18 protein-coding genes are annotated in these 23048 nt (G+C 52.6%); 6 read left to right on the plus strand and 12 right to left on the minus strand.

Going from position 1 to position 23048, the window contains the following annotated elements; translation table 11 throughout:
• Window positions 1-52: 52 nt before the first annotated feature.
• Window positions 53-1066: a glycosyltransferase family 9 protein gene (locus GEAM_RS05225; RefSeq protein WP_034789235.1), complete on the minus strand. Its 1014-nt coding sequence runs from the start codon at window positions 1064-1066 to the stop codon at window positions 53-55.
• Between the two features lie 414 nt (window positions 1067-1480).
• On the opposite strand from GEAM_RS05225, the gene ldtD reads away from it, so the two are divergent.
• The 3 genes from ldtD to GEAM_RS05240 all read left to right on the plus strand — a co-directional run bounded on the left by ldtD (window position 1481) and on the right by GEAM_RS05240 (window position 4790).
• The gene (ldtD, locus tag GEAM_RS05230; RefSeq protein WP_210435874.1) at window positions 1481-3331 is read left to right on the plus strand and encodes a L,D-transpeptidase; all 1851 of its coding nucleotides are present in this window, start codon (window positions 1481-1483) and stop codon (window positions 3329-3331) included.
• 178 nt (window positions 3332-3509) lie between these two features.
• The gene (gene mepK / locus GEAM_RS05235; RefSeq protein ID WP_034789237.1) at window positions 3510-4058 is read left to right on the plus strand and encodes a peptidoglycan L,D-endopeptidase MepK; all 549 of its coding nucleotides are present in this window, start codon (window positions 3510-3512) and stop codon (window positions 4056-4058) included.
• Window positions 4059-4142: 84 nt separating this feature from the next.
• Window positions 4143-4790: an MBL fold metallo-hydrolase gene (locus GEAM_RS05240; RefSeq protein ID WP_034789239.1), complete on the plus strand. Its 648-nt coding sequence runs from the start codon at window positions 4143-4145 to the stop codon at window positions 4788-4790.
• Window positions 4791-4881: 91 nt separating this feature from the next.
• On the opposite strand, the gene GEAM_RS05245 is transcribed toward GEAM_RS05240, so the two are convergent.
• The 5 genes from GEAM_RS05245 to GEAM_RS05270 form a co-directional block, all read right to left on the minus strand.
• Window positions 4882-6072 carry an amino acid aminotransferase gene (locus GEAM_RS05245; RefSeq protein ID WP_034789242.1) on the minus strand — a complete coding sequence of 397 codons (1191 nt, stop codon included), beginning with the start codon at window positions 6070-6072 and terminating at the stop codon, window positions 4882-4884.
• Between the two features lie 234 nt (window positions 6073-6306).
• Window positions 6307-7455, minus strand: a complete 1149-nt coding sequence (gene ompC / locus GEAM_RS05255) for a porin OmpC (RefSeq protein WP_034789247.1) — start codon at window positions 7453-7455, stop codon at window positions 6307-6309.
• Window positions 7456-7757: 302 nt separating this feature from the next.
• Window positions 7758-9158 (minus strand): asparagine--tRNA ligase, encoded by a 1401-nt coding sequence (gene asnS / locus GEAM_RS05260; protein ID WP_034789249.1) that lies wholly within the window; start codon window positions 9156-9158, stop codon window positions 7758-7760.
• Between the two features lie 293 nt (window positions 9159-9451).
• Window positions 9452-10657: a nicotinate phosphoribosyltransferase gene (gene pncB, locus GEAM_RS05265; RefSeq protein WP_034789253.1), complete on the minus strand. Its 1206-nt coding sequence runs from the start codon at window positions 10655-10657 to the stop codon at window positions 9452-9454.
• Window positions 10658-10975: 318 nt separating this feature from the next.
• Window positions 10976-12388 carry an MFS transporter gene (locus GEAM_RS05270; protein WP_034789255.1) on the minus strand — a complete coding sequence of 471 codons (1413 nt, stop codon included), beginning with the start codon at window positions 12386-12388 and terminating at the stop codon, window positions 10976-10978.
• Between the two features lie 346 nt (window positions 12389-12734).
• On the opposite strand from GEAM_RS05270, the gene pepN reads away from it, so the two are divergent.
• Window positions 12735-15350 (plus strand): aminopeptidase N, encoded by a 2616-nt coding sequence (gene pepN / locus GEAM_RS05275; protein ID WP_034789263.1) that lies wholly within the window; start codon window positions 12735-12737, stop codon window positions 15348-15350.
• Window positions 15351-15445: 95 nt separating this feature from the next.
• Here the strand turns inward: pepN and ssuB are convergent, their stop codons facing one another.
• From ssuB to ssuE, 5 genes are all read right to left on the minus strand, one after another.
• Entirely contained in the window at window positions 15446-16219 is a 774-nt protein-coding gene (ssuB, locus tag GEAM_RS05280) for an aliphatic sulfonates ABC transporter ATP-binding protein (protein WP_034789265.1), read from the minus strand.
• Window positions 16216-17013: an aliphatic sulfonate ABC transporter permease SsuC gene (gene ssuC / locus GEAM_RS05285; protein ID WP_034789266.1), complete on the minus strand. Its 798-nt coding sequence runs from the start codon at window positions 17011-17013 to the stop codon at window positions 16216-16218. Before ssuC ends, ssuB begins: the two co-directional genes overlap by 4 nt.
• An 11-nt stretch (window positions 17014-17024) precedes the next feature.
• Window positions 17025-18179, minus strand: a complete 1155-nt coding sequence (gene ssuD, locus GEAM_RS05290; RefSeq protein ID WP_034789267.1) for an FMNH2-dependent alkanesulfonate monooxygenase — start codon at window positions 18177-18179, stop codon at window positions 17025-17027.
• A 62-nt stretch (window positions 18180-18241) separates the two neighbouring features.
• Window positions 18242-19216 carry a sulfonate ABC transporter substrate-binding protein gene (locus GEAM_RS05295; RefSeq protein ID WP_034789268.1) on the minus strand — a complete coding sequence of 325 codons (975 nt, stop codon included), beginning with the start codon at window positions 19214-19216 and terminating at the stop codon, window positions 18242-18244.
• A 22-nt stretch (window positions 19217-19238) separates the two neighbouring features.
• The gene (gene ssuE, locus GEAM_RS05300; protein ID WP_034789269.1) at window positions 19239-19820 is read right to left on the minus strand and encodes an NADPH-dependent FMN reductase; all 582 of its coding nucleotides are present in this window, start codon (window positions 19818-19820) and stop codon (window positions 19239-19241) included.
• A gap of 279 nt (window positions 19821-20099) precedes the next feature.
• Between ssuE and pyrD the strand changes: the two genes are divergently transcribed.
• On the plus strand, window positions 20100-21110 hold the full coding sequence (pyrD, locus tag GEAM_RS05305) for a quinone-dependent dihydroorotate dehydrogenase (protein WP_034789270.1): 1011 nt from the start codon (window positions 20100-20102) through the stop codon (window positions 21108-21110).
• Between the two features lie 200 nt (window positions 21111-21310).
• The gene (locus GEAM_RS05310; protein ID WP_034789272.1) at window positions 21311-21859 is read left to right on the plus strand and encodes a cell division protein ZapC; all 549 of its coding nucleotides are present in this window, start codon (window positions 21311-21313) and stop codon (window positions 21857-21859) included.
• A gap of 30 nt (window positions 21860-21889) precedes the next feature.
• Here GEAM_RS05310 and GEAM_RS05315 read toward each other — a convergent pair whose 3' ends face one another.
• Window positions 21890-22993 (minus strand): YcbX family protein, encoded by a 1104-nt coding sequence (locus tag GEAM_RS05315; RefSeq protein WP_034789274.1) that lies wholly within the window; start codon window positions 22991-22993, stop codon window positions 21890-21892.
• Window positions 22994-23048: the final 55 nt, after the last annotated feature.

Here is a 23048-nt window from a genome sequence, read left to right on the forward strand (position 1 = left end):
TTTACGGGGCTTTTTTACGTATAAGTGGTTACCTAACTTAACGAACTTTGGCTTATGAGGCCATGGACAGTACTTTTTCACGCAATTGAGTGAATTGGCTAAATACATTGTCCACATCAACAAGACCGACATCTTCTGAAGGAGCCTTGATGATGGCGCAAGGGACCTGCCACGGGGCCCAATATTTGGTGTCACTATTACCGTACAGCGCCACGACGGGTTTATGTACGCCAGCGGCGATGTGCAACGCACCGCCATCACTGGTAATAATCTGATCGCAGAGTGACATTGCTGCCATCAGTTCGCGAATGTTGGTGGTTGGCAGAGCAACTAAGGGAATATCGGCACAGGCCTCAATCACCTGTTTGGCTTTGTTGTCATCACCAGGGTGTTCAGGATTATCTTCTGCACCAGGAGACCAGAAAAGCACCAGCTTACAATCTTCACGTGCCGCCAAACGGTGGGCCAGTTCAATGAATTTTTCTGCCTGCCAACGTTGTTTCGGTTTACGCGAACTAATTTGCAGCCCGTAAATAGGTTTGTCTCTGATAATTTTGAACTTTTCAGCACATTGATTAATTTCATTCTCAGAAACGTATAATTCCAAAGGTCCGGGAACTTCAGTAATACCCAGCGGCGTTAATAATGTATTGAGTAATTCAACAATATGTAAGCCTTCTGTATGTGGCAGGCAATCGGTAACCACTTTCTTAGGGGAATTTCCTATAGCGATTATTCTTTTCGCACCGGAAAGCTTTGCCCATTTAAGAGAGTGTTTATCAGTGCTAGCAATCAATACCACGTCATAGCGCGCCGAACGCACGGCGAGAATGGTTTTAATTCTTTGATAATAAACGTTTAACAGGCTTTGTCCCGGCTTTCTATGGTGAGACTTACAATATAGATGAACATTGCTTATGTGGGGATTACCCACCAATACATCCTTATTGTAAGTATTTACCAGTAAATCGAGAGTATTTGCCTTGTGTTTAGTAAGGTTTGCAATGAGAGGTGTCGTTAGAATCAAGTCGCCAATATTATCGCGTCTAATGAGTAAAATTTTCATATAAATAATTTAGTTAAAATAACAGTGGCTATCCTAGGTTTTGGCCTTTAAATAATCAAGCTTAATTGTTACCGTTTTATTGAGCCAAGATAACGAATATTTACTTTGAGTTTATGGGGTTAAGAAAGTTCACTCTTGCACTTTTACTGTGTGCCATCGCCAGAGAAAGTTGCCGTTTTTGGTAAGTTGCGGATTTTTCACCCATAAAGACATCTTTTGTAGCAGTTAGCCTAATGATTATCCTCTGTCAGCACTTTATTTCATCCTCGCGCTAGCTTAGAGTCTTCACTGCACGCGGGGTGCTATTGTGTTGAGATCCCGCGCAAAAAAAGAATTATGTTTATATACTTAAACCATGAGCGGTTTGCTTGAATTTATCGGGTTCAATTTGGGCATATTTAAGGGAGGCAAGGGATGATGTTAACGAGTCAAGGGTCTCTCAGATTTCTGGCAGCCAGCTGCCTAATCGCGTTGGGATTAGCGCCGCTGCAGGCTGCATTCTCGGCAGTGCCGACATTATCGGTGCGCTCGGCGACGCTTTCTAGCGTCCAAAGCCTCAGCCAGCTTCAGGCCGAGTTGCCAAAAGGAGTTAAACCGCTTTATCTCTCCTCTCTTTCATCTCTGTATGCCGCAAATCATATGCAGCCAATGTGGGAAGACAGAGATACCGTTCATCAATTCCAGCAACAACTCGCAGAATTAGCGCTTTCCGGAATCCAGCCGCAGTTTACCCAGTGGGTAAAATGGTTAACGGATCCGCAGATAACAGGGATGGCGCGAGATATCGTGCTGTCTGACGCCATGCTCGGCTATTTGCAATTTGTTAGCGGCGTTGAGGCAAATGGCGATAATTGGCTATACAGTTCCACGCCTTACAAAATGACCACGCCGCCGCTGACGGTGATTAACCAATGGCAGCTGGCGCTGCGTAAAGGCACCACGGCAGGATATATGGCGACCTTAACGCCACAACACCCGCTGTATGCCAAAATGCACGCCGCGCTGAGAACCATGTTGGCGGATAACCACCCATGGCCGCAGGTGACTAACGCTGCCAGCCTACGCCCCGGGCAAATCAGTGATGATATCCCGGCGTTACGCGAGATCCTCAGCCGCACCGGCATGATGAATGCCACTGCGGCGGAAACTAAATCGCCACAGCCGACTGACGAAACTATCGCCAAAGATGGCCCGGGTGCTGCGGCGAATGACGATCTGTCCGTAGATGAAACCGCTGACAAAACAGCCCAGCCATCTCCGGTAGTCAGCCCGGCGGCAACCTCGGTGACGGATGTCTTACCGACAGTGACCCCGGCAGGGCAGTCAGCGACACCAACGCCGGTTGCTGTGGCAGATAACCAATACTCACCAGATTTGGTAGAAGCTGTGAAACGCTTCCAGAAATGGCAAGGGTTGGAAGCCGACGGCATTATCGGTACCCGTACTCGCGAATGGCTGAACGCCTCGCCGCGTATGCGCGCAACGCTGCTGGCGCTGAACATCCAGCGGCTGCGCATTTTGCCGGGTAATGTGAACACCGGCATTATGGTTAACATTCCTAACTACCAACTGACTTATTATCTCAACGGTAGCGAAGTGTTGTCTTCTCGGGTGATTGTTGGCCGCCCAAGCCGTAAAACGCCATTAATGAGCAGCGCGTTGAACAACGTGGTGGTTAACCCGCCGTGGAACGTGCCGACAACCTTAGTGCGTGAAGATATTGTTCCTAAAGCGATGCGTGATAGCAGCTATTTCCAAAAACATGGCTATACCGTGCTGTCTGGCTGGAGCAATGATGCGGAAGTGGTTGACCCAACTATGATTGACTGGAGCGTGGTGTCACCGAATCATTTCCCGTATCGCATTCGTCAGGCACCGGGCGCGACCAACTCGCTAGGGCGTTACAAGTTCAATATGCCAAGCTCGGATGCCATCTATTTACATGACACGCCTAACCACGGGTTATTCCAGAAAGATATCCGTGCTCTGAGTTCGGGTTGTGTGCGCGTTAATAAAGCCTCTGAATTGGCGAATATGCTGTTACAGGATGCGGGATGGAATGACACCCGTATCTCGTCCACCCTACAGGGCGGGAATACGACATTTGTGCCGATTCGTCATCGTATACCGGTAAAACTGTTCTATTTAACGGCTTGGGTTGCCGAAGATGGTAAGCCACAATTCCGTACAGATATTTACAATTATGATTCTCCGGTGAGATCTGGCGCACAAATTTTGCCACAAGCAGAAATTTTGCTGCAATAAATGCAGTAAAACTAAAATGATAGCGGTCAGAGTAATTGGCCTAATGACGGGAATAGTGGCCACACTATTCCCGTCATGCTTTATACAGCGAGTTGACTCACTGAAATAAGGCGGTTAAGGTTCGGAAGGGCTCAATTATGCGCCTACTTTGACTCTCTTATCGGGTAATAAACTGTTCATGGACCAAATAGACAAACATCGCCGTAAATGGCTGGCACTTGGCGGTGCCGCTGTGGGCATTTCACTCCTTCCGGGGCGTGCTTTTGCCACTCTTTCCACTCCTCGTCCGCGTATTTTAGTGGTTAACAACATAAATACCGGTGAGACCCTCAAAACCGAGTTTTTTGATGGAAAGCGTTACAACAAGGATGAGTTGGCTAGATTGAACCACTTGTTCAGAGATTATCGTGCCGAGCAAGTTAAGAGCATTGATCCCGCCTTATTTGACCATCTCTATCGTTTACAAGTGATGTTGGGCACCAATAAACCGGTTCAGCTAATTTCGGGTTATCGCACCTTAGCCACCAATAACAGCATGCGTAAACCCGGCAGCGGCGTGGCGAAACATAGCTACCACACGCTGGGGCAGGCGATGGACTTCCATATTGCTGGCATAGACTTGAGTAATATTCGCAAAGCCGCGTTAAAAATGAAGATGGGTGGTGTAGGATATTATCCACGTAGCAACTTTGTGCATATCGACACGGGTCCGGCAAGAACCTGGTGATATGTGGAATATGCGGCTTATTGGTTCATGACTTCTTATCTCTTATGAATGAACAGATGAACAAATAAGCCGCCGTGGAGCCTTATGAAATACCATCTCATTCCTGTCACGGCTTTCAGCCAAAACTGTTCAGTTATCTGGTGTACCGAAACTAACCAAGCTGCCATTGTCGATCCCGGCGGTGAAGCTGAAAAAATCATTGCTGAAGTCTCTTCCCTTGGCGTCGATGTTAAGCAAATTTTGCTGACTCATGGTCATCTTGACCACGTGGGTGCCGCCGCCGAACTGGCAAAACACTACTCCGCACCTATCGTCGGGCCGCAGAAAGAAGACCTGTTCCTGTTAGAATCGCTGCCGACGCAAAGCAGAATGTTTGGATTAGCCGACTGTGCGCCGCTGCAAACCGATCAATGGTTGGAAGAGGGCGATAAGGTTACCGTCGGCGAAGAGCAGCTGTCGGTTTTACACTGTCCGGGTCACACGCCGGGACATATCGTTTTCATCAATGAGAAGAGCCGTCTGGCCGTGTCTGGCGACGTGATTTTCCGTGGTGGCGTGGGGCGTAGTGACTTCCCGCGTGGCGATCATCAGGCATTGATTCATTCCATCAAAACCAAATTGCTGCCGCTGGGTGATGATATTAAATTCATTCCGGGGCACGGCCCAATGTCAGATTTAGGTTTCGAGCGCAAAACCAACCCGTTTTTACAGGATGAGTTACCCGTCTGGTAAGAGTTGATTGAGACCACTCTGGCAGTCATTGAAGCCATAAAAAAAGCCCGCCAGTTGCCTGACGGGCTTTTTATTTTGCCGAATTCAGTAATTATAGAACGGCAACGATGGCTTCACACAGCGGGGACATGTTGTCCAGCGTGATACCCGCGACGTTGATACGGCCAGAGTTCACCGCATAAACGCCGAACTCTTCACGCAGACGCAGAACCTGATCTTTGGTCAGGCCGCTGAAGGAGAACATGCCGTTCTGGTTAATGATGAAGCTGAAGTCCTGTTGCGCGCCTTTTTCTTGCAAGGTGGTCACGAACAGCTGACGCATACGGTGAATACGCTGGCGCATATCACTCAGCTCTTGTTCCCAAATAGCACGCAGCGCTTCATTGCCGAGAATGGTCGCTACCACTGCCGCACCGTGTGATGGTGGGTTGGAGTAGTTGGCGCGGATCACGGACTTAACTTGGCTGAATGAGCGCTCGGCGGTTTCTGCATCAGCAGCAACTAAAGTACAGGCACCCACGCGCTCGTTGTACAGGCCGAAGTTTTTGGAGTAGGAGCTGGCAACCAGCAGTTCCGCATGTTTAGCCGCGAAAATACGCAGGCCCTGAGCATCTTCTTCCAGACCCTTAGCGAAACCTTGGTAAGCGAAGTCAAACAGCGGCAACCAGCCGTTAGCCACGGACAGCTCAGCTAGCTGAGTCCACTGGGCTTCTGTTGGATCGATACCGGTCGGGTTATGGCAGCAGCCGTGGAACAGCACCACGTCGCCGGCTTTCGCTTCACTCAGGCTTTTCAGCATGCCGTCAAAATCAAGCGCATGGTTTGCTGCGTCATAGTAGTTGTATTCAACCACTTCCAGACCAGAAGCGTTGAACACGCCTTTATGGTTTGGCCAGCTTGGGTTGCTTACCCAGACGCGTTTGGCAGAAGTCTGCGTGGCGATAAACTCAGCGGCAATGCGCAGGCCGCCGGTGCCGCCCGGCGTTTGAGCCGTGCGCGCGCGTTTAGCCGCGATGATCGCGCTGTCTTTACCAAACAGTAATTCTTGAGTGCAGCGTGCGAAGTCTGGCAGGCCGTCGATGCTCAGATAGGTTTTGGTGGTTTCGTTTTCCAGCAGGAATTGTTCGGCTTTCTTTACGCTGGTGAGAACCGGAGTTTTACCCGTTTCATCTTTATAAACACCAATCCCGAGATTAATTTTATCTTGGCGATCGTCAGCACGGAAAAGATCGGTAAGACCCAGAATAGGATCGGCAGGAGCAGCAATGATTTTTTCAAACATGTGAAAGACTTCCATGACCTGATATTTAGCAGAAAGAGGGCTCAGGTTACCGCCTCAAAATCAGTTTGCCAACCGTTTGCGGTAAAAAGAAAGCAGAGTTGTGAAGCGGCTGTCGAGATTAATAATTTTGATGATGGAAAAGGCGGGGGAGAAGCCAAAAAGCAAAAGGCAGAGCCGAAGCTCTGCCTTTAAATTCGCCAGTGAAGCACCCAAAAGTGCTTCGATTAAGCGAGATTAGAACTGGTATTGCAAGCCAACGCCAACAACGTTGTCGGTAGAGATACCGGCAGTTTTGGTGTAGTCGTTGTCGTCCAGCAGGTTGATTTTGTAGTCAACGTAGGTAGACATGTTTTTGTTGAAGTAGTAGTAGGTGCCCACTTCAATGTATTTAACCAGGTCAGCATCGCCGCCGCCAAAACCAGTACCCAGAGCGTTCAAGTCCTTACCTTTAGATTGCAGGTAAGCGATGGATGGGCGCAGGCCGAAGTCGAATTGGTACTGAGCAACAACTTCCAGGTTCTGAGTTTTGTTAGCGATAGCGTTGAAGTCACCGCCGTATGGCGTGGTGTTTGTAGATTCGCCGTAGAACGCAGCCAGGTATACGTTGTTAGCATCGTATTTAGTACCCAATGCATACGCAGACGCTTTATCGCCGTTACCGTCAAGTTTCTGAGTGTCGGTACGGTTAGAAGAGAAGTAAGCGCCAGTTACGCTAACACCGGAATTACCGATAGCGTAAGCGGTAGATGCACCCCAACCGTCGCCGTTCTGGTTTTTAGCAGAGCTACGTGGAACACCCAAGTTGACGCCGTTTTCGTCGAACGCGTCGGCGTTACGGTCGTTCTGGTTTTTACCTTGGTACTGAATTGCGAAGCTCAGACCATCAACCAGACCGAAGAAGTTGTTGTTACGGTAAGTTGCCAGACCGTTAGAACGACCAATCATGAAGTTGTCGTTGTTCTGGTACATGGTGTCATCGCCGAACACTGGTAATTGGTCAGTGTAAGACATTACGTCGTAGATCACGCCGTAGTTACGACCGTAGTCGAATGAACCCCAGTCGCCGAATTTCAGACCCGCGAAGCCCAGACGCGTTTTGTTGCCTTCGTCGCCAGCGCTTTCAGCGTGGTTAGCTTGAACGTTGTATTCCCACTGGCCGTAACCGGTCAGTTGGTCAGTAATTTGAGTTTCGCCTTTGAAGCCGAAACGAACGTAAGTCTGGTCACCGTCATCACCGTTGTTCTTAGAGAACTGGTGACGTGCGTCAACTTTACCGTACAGGTCCAGTTTGTTGCCGTCTTTGTTATAAACTTCAGCTGCGTTTGCTGCACCAGCAGCTAACAGAGCTGGGATTACCACTGCAAGAATATTGCGCTTCATCATTTATTATTACCCTCATTGGTTTTATTTGGACACCTGCCACTGCCGTAAATAATTCTTTGGGGAACTATTCTTGAGAGTTTGGTGTCTCCTGTGTCTGAACGCAGTGTTCCATCCGAAGGGGGGTTAATCCACATCGAAAATGCTACCAAACCCCCAAATATGTTTCAGCAGGAAAAAATGTATTACAAAATGTAATTTTTACGGAACTTTGTGACAGGGATCTATCTTTAAAAATGACTAAGGCCAGCAAAGCTGGCCTTATTTATGTAACTAAAATGTTAATTGGAAAATATTTTAGTTAATTAGAAGGTTGCACTACGTGGTGTACGTGGGAACGGGATCACATCTCGCACGTTTTGCACGCCAGTGACGTAAGCTACCAGACGTTCGAAGCCTAAGCCGAAACCTGAGTGAGGCACGGTGCCGTAGCGACGAAGATCGCGATACCACCAATAATCTTCTTTATTCAGGCCCATCTCTTCCAGACGTGCGTCCAGCATATCTAAGCGTTCTTCACGCTGAGAACCGCCGATAATTTCGCCGATGCCCGGTGCTAACACATCCATAGCTGCAACGGTTTTCCCGTCTTCATTCATTCGCATATAGAATGCTTTGATATCTTTCGGATAGTTTTTAACCACCACCGGCGCTTTGAAGTGCTGCTCGGCAAGATAGCGTTCATGCTCGGAAGAGAGATCGACGCCCCAAGAGACCGGGTTTTCGAATTTCTGACCGCAATTGATAAGGATTTCTACAGCATCGGTGTAATCCACCTGTGCGAAATCTGATGTTACAAAACGCTGGAGGCGAGAAACAGCATCTTTGTCTACGCGCTCGGCAAAAAACGCCATATCATCTGCTCTTTCGTCCAGAACGGCTTGGAAAACATATTTAAGCATGCTTTCAGCCAGTGCGGCGATGTCATCCAGAGTGGCAAATGCCACTTCAGGCTCCACCATCCAGAACTCGGCGAGGTGACGGCTGGTGTTGGAGTTCTCTGCGCGGAAGGTCGGGCCGAAGGTGTAAACCTTGGACAGGGCGCTGGCGTAGGTTTCGCCGTTCAACTGGCCGGAAACCGTAAGGAACGCTTCTTTACCAAAGAAGTCTTCGCTGAAATCGACTTCGCCTTTATCTGTGCGTGGCAGGTTTTGGAAGTCCAGCGTGGAAACGCGGAACATCTCGCCAGCACCTTCGGTGTCGGACGCGGTGATCAGCGGAGTCGACACCCAGAAATAACCATTCTCGTGATAGAAACGGTGAATAGCCTGAGACAGGGTGTTACGCACGCGAGCTACTGCGCCAATCAGGTTGGTGCGCGGGCGCAGGTGAGCCACTTCACGCAGATACTCGATGCTGTGGCGTTTTGCCGCCATCGGGTAAGTGTCCGGGTCATCAACCCAGCCAACCACTTTAATCGCCGTTGCTTGCAGCTCGAAACTCTGGCCTTCGCCAGGAGAGGCAACCACGGTGCCGGTCACTTCTACCGAACAACCGGTCGTCAGGCGCAGAACCTCATCCTGATAATTTGGAAGAGAATTATTCACAACGGCCTGTAACGGATTAAAGCAGGAACCGTCATAAACGGCGACGAAGGAGATGCCAGCTTTAGAATCTCTCCGGGTACGTACCCAACCGCGTACGGTGACTTCACTGTCAACCGCAGCACGGCCTTGCAGTACGTCGACTACAGGCACAACGCTCATAGGTTTCTCTCTTTCTTATATATTCAGATGTTGATTCAGAAATAATGGACACCCTTTAAAAAAAGGGATTTTGCTATGTTACTTAGCCTTTCTCAGGACACAAGCAGAAATCACCTTCGCCAGACAACATTTGTCAGTCAGAGCGGCGGCGAGATCAGATGCATCAGGCTGATGAATGCTAAATAAGCAAAACCAAATAATAGCTATATAAAGGAAGAAAAAGTCTAAAGCGGGAAGAAGGGCAGGATTGAGGGAGGAAATAATGCCGCCGGAATGACCCGACGGCGCGAAAGTCAGGAGGCTTTTTTCACCAGCGGCAAGTCAAAAGCTTTGCGTAAGGCTTTGACGAAGGCTTTATCCTGACAGATGGTTTTACCCGGGCTATCAGAGAGCTTGGCCACCGGCTTGCCATTGCACTGCACCAGCTTGATGACGATGTTCAGCGGCTTCACCTCAGGAATATTACAGGTGAGGCGAGTGCCGATACCAAACACCAAGTTGACCCGCGTGTGGAAGTGGCGGTAGAGGTCCAGCGCCTTATCCAAGTCGAGATTGTCCGAGAACACCAGCGTTTTGGTCATCGGGTCAATGCCCAGCTTTTGATAATGAGCAATGGCTTTCTCACCCCATTCCACCGGATCCCCGGAGTCATGGCGCAGACCTTCATAGGCGTTAGCGAACTTCAGGCCGAAATCGCGCAGGAAGGCATCCATGGTGATGCAGTCAGTCAAGGCGATACCCAGCTGATTGGGATACTCATCCAACCACGCCTGCAATGCCGCGCGCTGGCTATTGGCTAACACCGGGCTAATTTGCTGATGCGCCTGGAACCACTCGTGGGCCTGAGTGCCGACCGGCGACAATTGCAGTTGGTGGGCTAAATCATAGTTGCTGGTGCCAACGAGGTACGGGAACTCCTCTTTCAGCGTGCTGACAATGGCGCGCTGCACTTCGCCGGAGAAACGGCGGCGAGTGCCGAAGTCCATCAGGCGGAAGCGAGAAATATCCACGTCGGCCGCTTCTTCTTTAAAGCGAGCCAGATTCTTGCGCAACTGGTCGATGGCCATTTGCGCCGTGACCTGCGGCGAACGTTGGCGGTGCACCACTTCACTGATCACCGCGAGCAGCGGCACTTCCCACATGATCACTTCACGCCACGGACCGGCAATGCGCACGTGCAAATGCCCGTCGCGGTCGGAAACCGTGACATGTTGTGGGTTGTAGCGGAAAGTTTTCAGCCAGTTAAGGTAATCGTTGCTGAAGAACGGCAGGCCGGACAGATAAGTAAACTCATCATCGGTCAGGGCCAGTTGGCTCATCATCTCGATTTGTTGACGGATTTCGCCAGCGTATTCGCCCAGCAGTTCATCACCACGGCAGCGGAATTCAGCCACCACGCTAATATTGTGATAGCGATGGTAGACCGCTTGCTGCATGTGAAGCTTGTAGGCGTCGGTATCTAACAGCGAAGTCAAAATCGGGGAGGCGTATGGAGTCATAGCGCGTTTACAGCATCCTCGTCAGAAAGGGTCGTCGGCAATCACCGTTACATTCATATGTAGGCAGTTTGCCTGTACACAACCATTCCAGATAAAAAAGCGTTCTGGATAAAACAGCAAAGTCTGTGAAGTATACCGTAATATCCTGCGAAAGAACCCACATCACATCATAATTGTCCGCGATGGGTCGAGGATTAAATGTGCGCTTCCGCCCATTAAGGCTCTTTCTGTTAACTATTTTGCAAGGCGAATTGCCGGATATGATCACATTTCGATAACAAAAGTGCCGGGGCAGCATGCCGCACCCGGCCTGTGTTGTTAGATGTTTTCCAAGTTAATGCCGCGGGTTTTCGGCCCGAACAGGCCAATCACCAGCATGACAATTAACATACTGATCACGATGAAGGCGATCACTCCCGCGGTTCCGGCATATTGCAAAATCAGGCCAATCATAATGCTGCTGAAGGCGGTAGAAAGGCGGCTGAAGGAGTAGCAGAAGCCCACCGCGCGGGCGCGAATATGGGTCGGGAAAACCTCTGTCTGATAGGCGTGATAGCTATAGGTCAGCCACGCGTTGGAATAGGTGATCAGGAAGCCGCAGATGATCAGCATCAGCGCATTGCTCTGGAAAGCGAACAGCGTGCCGAAAACAACTGTCATTAATGAGGAGAGAACAATCTGCCATTTGTTTTCAATCTTATCGGCGTAGCGGCTGCAAATCAGCGAACCCAGCGGGTAGGCCAGCGTAATAAAGAAGGCGTACAGCAGGCTGTGAGTCAGCGTCGTTCCTTGGCCGGAGAGCAGGGCGGGCAGCCAGTTCCCAAAGCCAAAGAAGCCGATGGCCTGAAAGAAGTTCATCACCATCAGCATAATAGTGCGCGAACGATACTCAGGTGCCCAAATCTCTTTGAAAGTGCTTTTCCGCGGCGGCTCTGCGCGCGCCGCCGTCGGCACATAGGCCGGGCTGTGGCTGACGCCGCAACGCTTTTCCATCTCAGTGACGACCTTATGCGCCTCCTCGTGTCGCCCCTGCTGCGCCAGCCAGCGCGCCGACTCCGGCAGATTCTTCCTCACCAGCCAGATAACAATCGAGCACACTGCGCCCGCGATCACCACGAAACGCCAGCCACTGAGGCCAAAGAAGGTTTGCGGCACCAGCCACCATGACATTAACGCCACCGCCGGAACGGAGAGAAACTGAATAAAGAAGGCGAAGGCGAAAGCCCGGCTGCGCAGATGAGTCGGCACCCACTCGGTCAGGTAGGTATCAATGGTCACCAGCTCAAGCCCCAGCCCTATGCCGACTAAGAAGCGGCACAGGATCACTCCTTCCGCGCTGTGCTGAAAAGCCATTAATAAGGAGAAGAAACCGTACCAGACCAGCGCAAACATGAAGGTCATGCGGCGGCCAAATCGGTCGGCGTTGGGTGCCAGCAGGCTGGCGCCGACAAACAATCCTAGGAAGGTGCTGGAGGCAAACGCGGCCTGATCGGCAATGCCGAAAATCCCGGCCGCACCGACGTGGAAGATATTCTCAGCCACCAAACCTGAACTGATATATCCCGTCTGGAACAGGTCATACAGCTCGAAAAAACCGCCTAGCGAGAGCAAAACGATAAAGCGCCATAGTCCGGCCGAAGGGGGGAGTGCGTCGATACGTGCCGACAGCGTAGCGTTATTGTTATTTTTAGAGTAAGTCGAATCCACTCCGGGCGCAGCTATACCGCTCATTTTTTATTAACCTCTTGGATACATGGTATTAACAACCATGCTAATGATTAGCGGGCGGTTTTAAATTTTGAATTCATTAGTTAAAGAAGAAAATTAAGCATAAAAAACTGGATTATTAATTAATCAAACCGCCAGCCGAGGCGAGTCAGGGCAGCGACAGAGTGCCCGTGCTGAACAAAACGTGTCCTAACAGACTCACAAGCCTGTAACAATCTGGGAATTTCGGGTGCCTGTGGTAAAGTTTAGGAAAGCTTTACAAGCTGTAGCGCCGCCGTTTAGGGATGCTCTGGCGTCTAACCCAACAACAAACGTCGTCACGATTGACGAAAACGTTAAAAGGTTTTTTATGACTCAACTGCCACAAGCCAAATACCGCCACGACTACCGTGCGCCGGATTACACCATCACCGACATCGACCTCAACTTTGAACTTGATGCAGAAACCACGGTAGTGACCGCGGTCAGCCAGATTAAACGCCAGGGCGCAGAAGGCGCTTCTCTGGTTCTGGATGGTGAAGGTCTGACGCTGATTAGCCTGAAAGTGAATGGTCAGGATTGGCCAAGCTACCAGTTGACTGAAAACACGCTGACTATCGACCGTCTGCCGGATGCCTTTGAACTGAGCATCGTTAACGAAATTCACCCGTCCAAAAACACCGCGCTTCAGGGCCTCTACCTGTCTGGCGTGGCGCTCTGTACTCAGTGTGAAGCCGAAGGTTTCCGCAACATCACCTATTATCTGGACCGCCCGGACGTTCTGGCGCGTTTCACCACCCGCATCGTGGCTGACAAAGCGCGCTACCCGTACCTGTTGTCCAACGGCAACCGTATCGATCAGGGCGAGCTTGAAGGCGGCAAACACTGGATTAAATGGGAAGATCCGTTCCCAAAACCTTGCTACCTGTTTGCGCTGGTGGCGGGTGATTTCGACGTGCTGCGCGACACCTTTAAAACGCGTTCTGGCCGCGACGTGGCGCTGGAGCTGTTCGTTGACCGTGGCAATCTGGACCGCGCCGACTGGGCGATGGAGTCTCTGAAGCAGTCGATGAAGTGGGATGAAACCCGTTTCAACCTCGAATATGACCTCGACATCTTCATGATCGTTGCCGTTGATTTCTTCAACATGGGCGCGATGGAGAACAAAGGTCTGAACGTCTTCAACTCCAAATACGTGTTGGCGAAAGCAGAAACGGCTACCGACAAAGACTACTTGGGCATTGAAGCCGTGATCGGCCACGAATACTTCCATAACTGGACCGGTAACCGCGTGACCTGTCGCGACTGGTTCCAGCTGAGCCTGAAAGAGGGCCTGACCGTCTTCCGTGATCAAGAGTTCAGCTCTGATCTGGGTTCACGCTCGGTTAACCGTATCGACAACGTGCGCGTCATGCGCGCCGCGCAGTTTGCGGAAGACGCCAGCCCAATGGCGCACCCAATTCGCCCGGAAAAAGTCATCGAAATGAACAACTTCTATACGCTGACCGTGTATGAGAAGGGTTCAGAAGTCATTCGAATGCTGCACACCTTGCTGGGCGAAGAGAAGTTCCAGGCCGGTATTCAGCTCTATTTCGAACGCCATGACGGCAGCGCGGCGACCTGCGACGACTTCGTGCAGGCGATGGAAGATGCGTCCAACGTGGACCTCTCCCTGTTCCGCCGCTGGTACAGCCAATCGGGTACTCCGGTGCTGACCGTGCGCGACGACTATGACGTGGAAAAACAGCAGTACACCTTGACCGTCAGCCAGAAAACCCCGGCGACGGCGGACCAGTCTGAGAAGCTGCCTCTGCACATTCCTTTGGATATCGAACTCTATGATCCGCAAGGCAATGTGATTGCGCTCAAGCAAAATGGCGGCGTGGTCAGCAACGTGCTGAACGTGACCGAAGCCGAGCAGACCTTCATCTTCGAAGATGTGGAATACCAGCCGGTGCCGTCGCTGCTGCGCGAATTCTCCGCGCCGGTGAAACTGGATTACAAATATGGCGATCACCAGCTGACCTTCCTGATGAAACACGCGCGTAACGACTTCTCGCGTTGGGATTCAGCACAGAGTCTGCTGGCGATTTACATCAAACTCAACGTAGCGCGCCACCAGCAGAAACAGCCGCTGTCTCTGCCGCTGCACGTGGCCGACGCTTTCCGCGCGGTGCTGCTGGATGAGAGCATCGATCCGGGCCTCGCGGCGCAGATCCTGACGCTGCCATCGGAAAACGAAATCGCGGAGCTGTTCGAGGTTATCGATCCAGAAGCGATCAGCGCGGTTCACGAAGCCATTACTCGCTGTCTGGCGACGGAAATGAGCGACGAATTCCTCGCCGTTTACCATGCCAACAGCCTGCCGGCTTACCGCGTGACCCATGCTGATATCAGCAAACGCGCACTGCGCAACATCTGCCTGCACTATCTGGCCTTTGGCGACGTGGCTCAGGCTGACAAGATTGTTAAAGCCCAGTTCGAACAGGCTGACAACATGACTGACTCACTGGCGGCGCTGTCTGCGGCGGTTTCTGCCCAGCTGCCTTGCCGTGAAGCCTTGCTGGCGGCTTACGACGAGCGCTGGCATCAGGATGGTCTGGTGATGGACAAATGGTTCATTCAGCAGGCTACCAGCCCGGCGGCGGATGTCTTGCAGAAAGTGCGTTCGTTGCTGACTCACCGCTCCTTCACCATGAGCAACCCGAACCGCGTTCGCTCGCTGGTGGGTGCCTTCGCTTCGGCTAACCCGTCTGCGTTCCACGCGGTCGACGGCAGTGGCTACCAGTTCTTGGTGGAAATGCTGACTGACCTGAACACTCGTAACCCGCAGGTTGCTGCGCGCATGGTTGAGCCGCTGATCCGCTTGAAACGCTATGACAGCCAACGTCAGGCGCTGATGCGTAGCGCGCTGGAGCAGTTGAAAGGACTTGAAAACCTCTCCGGTGACCTGTTCGAGAAAGTGTCTAAAGCGCTGGATGCGTAATTGCCGCATCAGGTGACTTGGGCATAAATAGACACAAAAAAGGGCGATGGAAACATCGCCCTTTCTCTTTGCTGAAGTGAGGTAAAGTGAGAAGCTTAAACCTGAGCGCGACGCGCCTCGCTCGCTGGCGCAGAAGGCGTTAACACTCTCTCCAGCACTTCGGCCTCCAGCTCTGCCAGCCGTACCGAGCCTTTGCGGCGCGGGCGCGGCAAGTCGACTTGTAAGTCTAAACCTATCTCGCCTTGCTCAATCAAAATCACTCTATCTGCCACGGTCACCGCCTCGCTGACGTCATGAGTTACCAGCAAAACGGTGAAGTCATGCTGTTGCCACAGGCGTTCGATCAGCCCCTGCATCTCAATGCGCGTCAGGGCGTCGAGTGCGCCTAAAGGCTCATCGAGCAGCAGCAGGCGAGGGCGGTGGATCAGCGCACGGGCCAAGGCCACGCGCTGCTTCTGCCCGCCAGACAGTGCCGAAGGCCAGTCGTTAGCGCGATCCGCCAAACCGACCTCTTCCAGCGCGGCCTGTGCGGCTTCGCGCCATGCGCCTTTCAGCCCCAGACCGACATTATCAATCACCTTTTTCCACGGCAGCAGGCGATCGTCTTGGAACATCAGTCGGGTATCTTCGCGTACGTTGCTCAATGGCGCGCTGCCGCTAAGAAGCTCGCCCTGCGTGGTTTTCTCCAGTCCGGCCAGCAGGCGCAGCAGGGTACTTTTGCCACAGCCGCTGCGGCCAACCACGGCGACAAACTGGCCGGGGGCAATGCGCAGATTGATGTCATTGAGCACCGTCCGGTTGCCATACTTTTTGCTGATGCCGGACAAGGTCACCGGCGTGCCTTGTGGAATACGAGTGGTGTTGCTCATGCGGCATCTCCTTGTTTTTTCTGGTAAGCGGGGTGCCAGCGCAGCCAAACGCTCTCCAGCGAACGGGCCAGAATATCCGCCAGTTTGCCGAGAATGGCGTACAGCACGATAGCCACCACCACCACGTCAGTTTGCAGGAATTCGCGGGCGTTCATCGCCAGATAACCAATCCCCGAATTGGCCGAAATGGTTTCGGCGACGATCAGCGTCAGCCACATAAAGCCCAGCGCGAAACGCACGCCGACCATGATTGACGGCAGCGCGCCCGGCAGAACCACTTGCATAAACAGCGGCAAGCCGGACAGGCCGTAGCTGCGCGCCATCTCCAGCAAACCGCGATCAATGTTGCGGATGCCGTGGTAAGTGTTGAGGTAAATAGGGAACAGGGTGCCGAGCGCCACCAGGAAAATCTTGGCGGTTTCGTCAATGCCGAACCACAAGATAACCAATGGGATCAGCGCTAAGTGCGGAATGTTACGCAGCATCTGCAAGGAGCTGTCGAGCAGGCGTTCACCCCAGCGCGACAGGCCGGTGATAAAGCCCAGCAGCAGCCCGAGGCTGCCACCAATCACAAAACCAATCAGTGCGCGATAGGTACTGATTTTCAGGTTTTGCCACAGGTCGCCGCTTTTGGCCAGTGTCCAGAATGCCTCTATGACCGCGCTCGGCGCGGGCAGAATGCGGTCTGAAAGCCATCCGGCTTCAACCGCCAGTTGCCACCCGCCAATCAGCGCTACCGGCACAATCCAAGGTAAAATCCGGTCCAGCCAGCGATGTGAGGTTTTGCTATGCATGCTGATGTTCCTTACTGCTCGGCCGAAGCGTGTTTTGGTGCGAAGTCATGGGCCACCAGTTCGCCGCGAGCCTCAATGGCACGTTTCACCGTGCTGTCCTGATCCTGTTTCGCCAGATCCAGATGTGGGAACAGCAACTCGCTGACGCGATAAGCCTCTTCAAGGTGCGGGTAGCCGGAGAAAATAAAGGTGTCGATGCCTAAATCCGCGTATTCCTGCATACGGGCGGCGACGGTTGGGCCATCGCCCACCAGCGCGGTGCCTGCGCCGGAGCGCACCAGACCGACGCCAGCCCACAGGTTCGGACTGATTTCCAGTTTATTGCGATCGCCGCCGTGCAATGCCGCCATACGATGCTGGCCCACGGAGTCAGTTCGCGCGAAAGCGGCCTGCGCTTTCTTAATGGTTTCATCGTCGAGATTTGCAATCAGGCGATCAGCCGCCTGCCACGCCTCTTCAGTGGTTTCGCGCACGATGACGTGCAGCCGAATGCCGAAGCGAAGGGTGCGCCCTTGAGCCGCGGCCTTAGCGCGCACTTGCTCAATTTTCTCTTTCACTAAGTGCGGCGGTTCGCCCCACGAGAGATACAGCTCGACCTGCTCGGCGGCGAGATCCTGCGCTTCGTCCGAAGAGCCACCAAAATAGAGCGGCGGGCGCGGGAACTGCACCGGCGGCTGCATCAGGCTGGCCCCTTTGACGTGAATGTGCTTGCCTTCGTAATCGACGGTTTCGCCTTCCAGCACTCGACGCCAGATGCGAGTGAACTCGGCGGCAGACTCATAACGCTCTTTATGGCTGAGATGCAAACCTTCCGCCGCCAGCTCGGTCGGGTCACCACCGGCGACTAAATTGAACAGCGCGCGGCCGCCGGACAGCCTGTCGAGCGTCGCAGCCTGACGTGCCGCAAGGGTCGGGGAGATAATCCCTGGACGCAGCGCCACCAGAAACTTCAGCTTTTGCGTCACGGTGATAAGCGAGGCGGCCACCAGCCAAGAGTCTTCACATGAGCGGCCGGTTGGCAGCAAAACGCCGCCGAAGCCCAGACGATCAGCCGCCTGTGCCACTTGTTGCAAATAGCCGTGGTCAACGGTGCGGGCATCTTTGTCGGTGCCCAAATAGCGACCGTCTCCGTGGGTCGGTAAAAACCAGAAAACGTTCAGACTCATGTGATTTACTCCTCTCTGATCGCCGCCCTTGCTTGGGAGGGCGGCTGTTTTATTCTGCTAATTTAGTGAGTGGCGGCGTCGCGCCAGATTCGGTCTTTGATCACGACCTGCTTAGGTAAAATCTTGTTTTGGTAGAACAGGTCAGCCGTGGCCTGCTGGGCTTTCTCGGTACGCGCGTCCACCGGGGTGATCGGCGAGTCAGGCAAGTGATCCAGATAGCTGGCAATCACGTTTTCTGGCAGCCCCATGGCTTTGGAAAGCAGCTGAATGCTCTGCGCGCGGTCGGTTTTCACCAGCGCGTTGGCCTGCGTTAACACCGCTAACACTTGGTGAATAAACTGCGGATTGGCCTCGGTGTACTGCTTCGGTGCCAGATAGAACGCGCCAGTTTGGTTGAGCGTGGTGCCGTCAATCAGCACGCGAACGTTGCCTTGCAGCTTGGCCGCCGAGTAGTAGGGATCCCAAATTGCCCAAGCATCGACATCGTGCTGCTGGAAGGCGGCGCGGGCATCGGCCGGCGTGAGATAAACCGGTTTGATATCAGTGAACTTCAGGCCAGCCTGTTGCAGCGCACGCAGCAGCAGGTTGTGCGAGCTGGAGCCTTTCTGAAAGGCGACTTTGTGACCTTTCAGCTCGGCAACGCTTTTAATCGGGCTGTTGCTGTCGACCAGAATCACCTCGGCGAGAGGCTTCGGCGGCTCTTGCCCGACATACAGCAAATCCGCCCCGGCGGCTTGGGCAAACAGCGGCGGAAGGTCGCCGGTTCCACCCAAATCAATGCTGCCGACGTTCAGTGCTTCCAAGATTTGCGGGCCAGCGGGGAATTCAACCCAGCTGATTTTGGTATGCGGAAAACGCTTCTCTAATAACTGATGCGATTTCGCCAGCACCAGCCCGACGGAGCCTTTTTGGTAAGCTATGCGGAAGGTCGCCGGGTCTTTTTCAACCTGCGTGGCGGCCTGTGCACCGAAGGCCATGGCGGCCATTAGCCCGGCAATTACCGGCAGGCGGCGTATTAAGGAAAGGGTGGATGGCATCAGCAAACTCCTGTTAGTGCAGTCAGACGCCAATACTCGCCGCAGAATTCTGAGTGGCAGAGTGCGGGATAGGGCGACGGCGGCTAAGGGCCAGATAGAAGTTTTCCAGCGACTCTTCAAGGCGCTCATTCAGCGCGGGTTGCAGCGTGGCCGGGAAGGTCTGGTAGTCGGTGATCAGGCTGTCGTCGGCGAAAACGCCTTGCAGCACTTCCTGCGCTTTCAGCGAAGCCAGCACTGGTTTCAGGGCGTAATCCACCGCCAGCATGTGGCCGATAGAGCCCGCCGTGGCGAGAGGCAGCACTACTTTATGGTCTAGCGCGCGCTCAGGCAGCAGGTCCAGCAGGGTTTTCAACGCGCCGGAGAAAGAGGCTTTATAGACCGGCGTGGCGACAATCAGGCCATCCGCGTCAGCGAGTTGTGCGATGAGCTTTTTCAACTGCGGGCTGCCGAAGTTGGCGAACAGCAGATCGTCTGCATTGAAGTCCTGCAAACTGTAGGAAATCACTTCAACGCCGCGAGAGGCCAACCAGCGATGGCTCAGAGCCAATAACGCCGATGAACGTGAAGGTTGTCTCGGGCTGCCTGCGAGGGATATAACGCGCATCACTACTCCTTATAACCAAAAATTATAGATTCATCATTTTCTTTAACTTAGTGGTTTAAAGCTAACAGGCGCGGGCGGGGGACTGGAAATCTAAATTTTGACTATATATAGCCAAAAACCGGTTTAAGAGATGCTGCAAAGGTAAAGGAAAGGTGATCAACAGGTGAATAAAAGGGTATCGATTGCGCGGATAGGGGATTTTAGTCGTGATTCGTTTCCCTTTGCTCGGATGTTAGTCGATAATACCGCCCCGTCTAGCCACGGGACCCAGGAGTCTTCATGTATTACCCACTTGTCAGGAAAGCACTGTTTAAGCTCGACCCAGAGCACGCGCATGAGTTAACTTTCCGCCAGCTGAGCCGCCTTTCAGGTTCACCTTTTGAATTCCTTATTCGCCAATCCGTGCCAACCAAACCGGTTAGCTGCATGGGGCTCTCTTTTAAAAATCCATTAGGTCTTGCCGCCGGGCTGGATAAAAACGGCGAGTGCATTGATGCCTTCGGCGCGATGGGCTTTGGTTTTGTCGAAGTGGGGACGGTGACGCCGCGCGCACAGGCAGGTAATGACAAGCCGCGCTTATTCCGCGTCGTTGAAGCCGAGGGTCTTATCAACCGCATGGGCTTTAATAATCTGGGCGTGGATAATCTGGTCAATAATGTAAAGCGTTCACACTTTGGTGGAATTCTTGGCATCAATATTGGCAAGAATAAAGACACCCCGGTGGAAAATGGTAAAGACGATTATCTGACCTGTATGGAGAAGGTGTATCCGTACGCGGGCTATATCGCGGTGAATATTTCCTCACCTAATACCCCCGGATTGCGTTCGCTTCAGTATGGCGAAGCGCTGGATGATTTACTGGCGGCGATTAAAAATAAGCAGCTTGAACTTCAGCAGCGCCATCAGAAATATGTTCCTGTGGCAGTTAAGATCGCGCCGGATCTTTCAGAAGAAGAATTGATCCAAATAGCCGACAGTTTGGTTCGCCATAATATGGATGGGGTGATCGCCACAAATACCACCCTCGATCGTAAATTGATCCAAGGCCTTAATTATTGCGAGCAGGCAGGTGGATTAAGTGGCCGCCCGGTGCAGTTCCGCAGCACCGAAATCATCCGTATGCTGTCCAATGAACTTAAAGGACAGATGCCTATTATTGGCGTGGGTGGAATAGATTCCTTAACCTCAGCGCGTGAAAAAATGGCGGCGGGTGCTTCATTAATACAAATATATTCCGGGTTTATCTATCACGGACCACGTTTGATTAAAGATATTGTTACCCATATCTAATATTTTTTCATATCTCAGGCAGCCGGGGGTTTATTTATTAACCCGGCTCGTCTATATTTTGTCCACTGGCCTGAATTAAGGTCAGCGATAGCTCAAGATTTGTCTGATTTAACCTCTCTACTAAAAAGCCTATGCTGCTTTGCTGTCTTTCTTAATAGCGAGTGATCGGATTGTGGGTTCGGAGCAAACAGGATAACGAAATGAAAATCAAACCAGATGATAATTGGCGTTGGTATTTTGATGCTGAGCATGACCGGCTCATGTTGGATTTAGCTAATGGCATGATTTTCCGTTCGCGCTTTCCAGCAAAAATGTTAACGCCAGATGCATTTGGTGACGCCTCATTTTGTGTCGATGACGCCGCCTTATATTTCGATTATGAAGAGCACTGCAAGGCGATTAAATTAGCCAATGAGCAGCGCGCTGAATTAGTTCTGAACGCATTAGTCGCCTTCCGCTTCCTCAAACCTTTAATGCCGAAAAGCTGGCATTTCACCCAACAGTCCCGTCCTTTCCAGCCCGATAACGGCCAGATAGCGCAAGTGCAGGTGATGGAGAGCGGCGAGCAGGCAACGCTGCTGGTGGTGGAGTCTGGAGATAACGCCAGCCTGTGCCTGTTGGCGCAAGAGCGTTTGACCTTGGCAGGGCGCGGCATGGTGCTCGGCGACGCGATTAAGATCATGCACGACCGCCTGATGCCAGCGCCGGTCCGAGCTGACAATAGCCAGCTTTACGATCAGGCGGTGTGATTTCCGCCTGATTGTTTGTGATTGCCGACGTTAGCCCAAAACGACATCCGAACTCGGAATACAGCTGCACGCCAATACCGTCCCATCTTTGCCAATCGCACTGGCTTTCAACGGTGACACTTCGCCCGACTCCAGCGTCAATCTGCAAGCTCCACAAATCCCCGCGCGGCATGAATAGGGAATGCGTAACCCTTGCATTTCTAACTGTTCGAGCAAAATCTGCTGGTTGTTGCCGATGAACGTAGTCCCCTGATAATTAATCTCCAGCTTTTTACTGTCGTTTTTCGGCGCAGCCACGCTTTCAATCACTTCTCCGGCTGAATATGGACGTGGCGGCTTGGTCGCCAGCACCTGAATGCTGTCGCCCGCGCGGATCATGCCGGTGTTGCGAGCAATCATGTTTTGGCCGAAATCCACCGCGCCGTCGTCCGCCGTGCGATAGCCCTGCAAGGTCTTCAGCGGCTCGCCGCGCGGATGTTTCCGCCCACGCTCAGTGCTGACCGTGGTTAAGACGCAGCGACTGCACGGCTTGACCAAATCAAAGATAACTTCGCCAATGCGAATGGTCTGCCACGTGTCCTCGGCATAGGCGTCTGCGCCACTGACCACTAAGTTAGGGCGGAACTGCTCCAGCTTGACGCTGCTCGGGCAGCGATTTTGCAGGTCACGCATCGAGGCTTCATTCATTAATAGATAAGGGAAGCCGTCGGCGAAGGAGAGAGGTACTTCGGCGTGGTTCTTCACGCGGCGGGTTAACTCTTCGCCCACCCAGCGCAGCTGCACCTCGCGTTTCAAATAGCCGCTCAGCCACTGATTCACCGCGTCGGGCGCGATGACGGCGGTGAAGTGGTTGCCCCAAACTTCGGTTGGCTGGCCCTGACCGCTGAAATCGCTAAAGCGCACGCAGACCGTGTCGCCGTCCGGGCTGGTTATCATCAGGCCGTCGGGTAATAAAGAAGGAGTGAACTGAACCAACTGAGGATATTGTCGGGCGGTAATAAAAGTGCCTTGCGGGTCGGTCACCATGAAAAGCCGGTCAAATGCCAGACCACTGGCCGTCACCTGCGCGTGTGACAACTGCAACCCACGCATCGATTTAACAGGGTGTACGAAAAGGCGGGAAAGGGTAGCCACGGGATCGTGCCTCCTTTGAATTCGGTTATATTTTTTATGATGACCAGAGACTTTA

Origin of the sequence: Ewingella americana ATCC 33852, assembly GCF_000735345.1 — a bacterium.
GTDB lineage: Bacteria > Pseudomonadota > Gammaproteobacteria > Enterobacterales > Enterobacteriaceae > Ewingella > Ewingella americana.

Coding starts and splice junctions, on each gene's coding strand:
- GEAM_RS05225 (WP_034789235.1), bottom strand. CDS start 1,066: ATGAAAATTTTACTCATTAGACGCGATAATATTGGCGACTTGATTCTA.
- ldtD (WP_210435874.1), top strand. CDS start 1,481: ATGATGTTAACGAGTCAAGGGTCTCTCAGATTTCTGGCAGCCAGCTGC.
- mepK (WP_034789237.1), top strand. CDS start 3,510: ATGGACCAAATAGACAAACATCGCCGTAAATGGCTGGCACTTGGCGGT.
- GEAM_RS05240 (WP_034789239.1), top strand. CDS start 4,143: ATGAAATACCATCTCATTCCTGTCACGGCTTTCAGCCAAAACTGTTCA.
- GEAM_RS05245 (WP_034789242.1), bottom strand. CDS start 6,072: ATGTTTGAAAAAATCATTGCTGCTCCTGCCGATCCTATTCTGGGTCTT.
- ompC (WP_034789247.1), bottom strand. CDS start 7,455: ATGATGAAGCGCAATATTCTTGCAGTGGTAATCCCAGCTCTGTTAGCT.
- asnS (WP_034789249.1), bottom strand. CDS start 9,158: ATGAGCGTTGTGCCTGTAGTCGACGTACTGCAAGGCCGTGCTGCGGTT.
- pncB (WP_034789253.1), bottom strand. CDS start 10,657: ATGACTCCATACGCCTCCCCGATTTTGACTTCGCTGTTAGATACCGAC.
- GEAM_RS05270 (WP_034789255.1), bottom strand. CDS start 12,388: ATGAGCGGTATAGCTGCGCCCGGAGTGGATTCGACTTACTCTAAAAAT.
- pepN (WP_034789263.1), top strand. CDS start 12,735: ATGACTCAACTGCCACAAGCCAAATACCGCCACGACTACCGTGCGCCG.
- ssuB (WP_034789265.1), bottom strand. CDS start 16,219: ATGAGCAACACCACTCGTATTCCACAAGGCACGCCGGTGACCTTGTCC.
- ssuC (WP_034789266.1), bottom strand. CDS start 17,013: ATGCATAGCAAAACCTCACATCGCTGGCTGGACCGGATTTTACCTTGG.
- ssuD (WP_034789267.1), bottom strand. CDS start 18,179: ATGAGTCTGAACGTTTTCTGGTTTTTACCGACCCACGGAGACGGTCGC.
- GEAM_RS05295 (WP_034789268.1), bottom strand. CDS start 19,216: ATGCCATCCACCCTTTCCTTAATACGCCGCCTGCCGGTAATTGCCGGG.
- ssuE (WP_034789269.1), bottom strand. CDS start 19,820: ATGCGCGTTATATCCCTCGCAGGCAGCCCGAGACAACCTTCACGTTCA.
- pyrD (WP_034789270.1), top strand. CDS start 20,100: ATGTATTACCCACTTGTCAGGAAAGCACTGTTTAAGCTCGACCCAGAG.
- GEAM_RS05310 (WP_034789272.1), top strand. CDS start 21,311: ATGAAAATCAAACCAGATGATAATTGGCGTTGGTATTTTGATGCTGAG.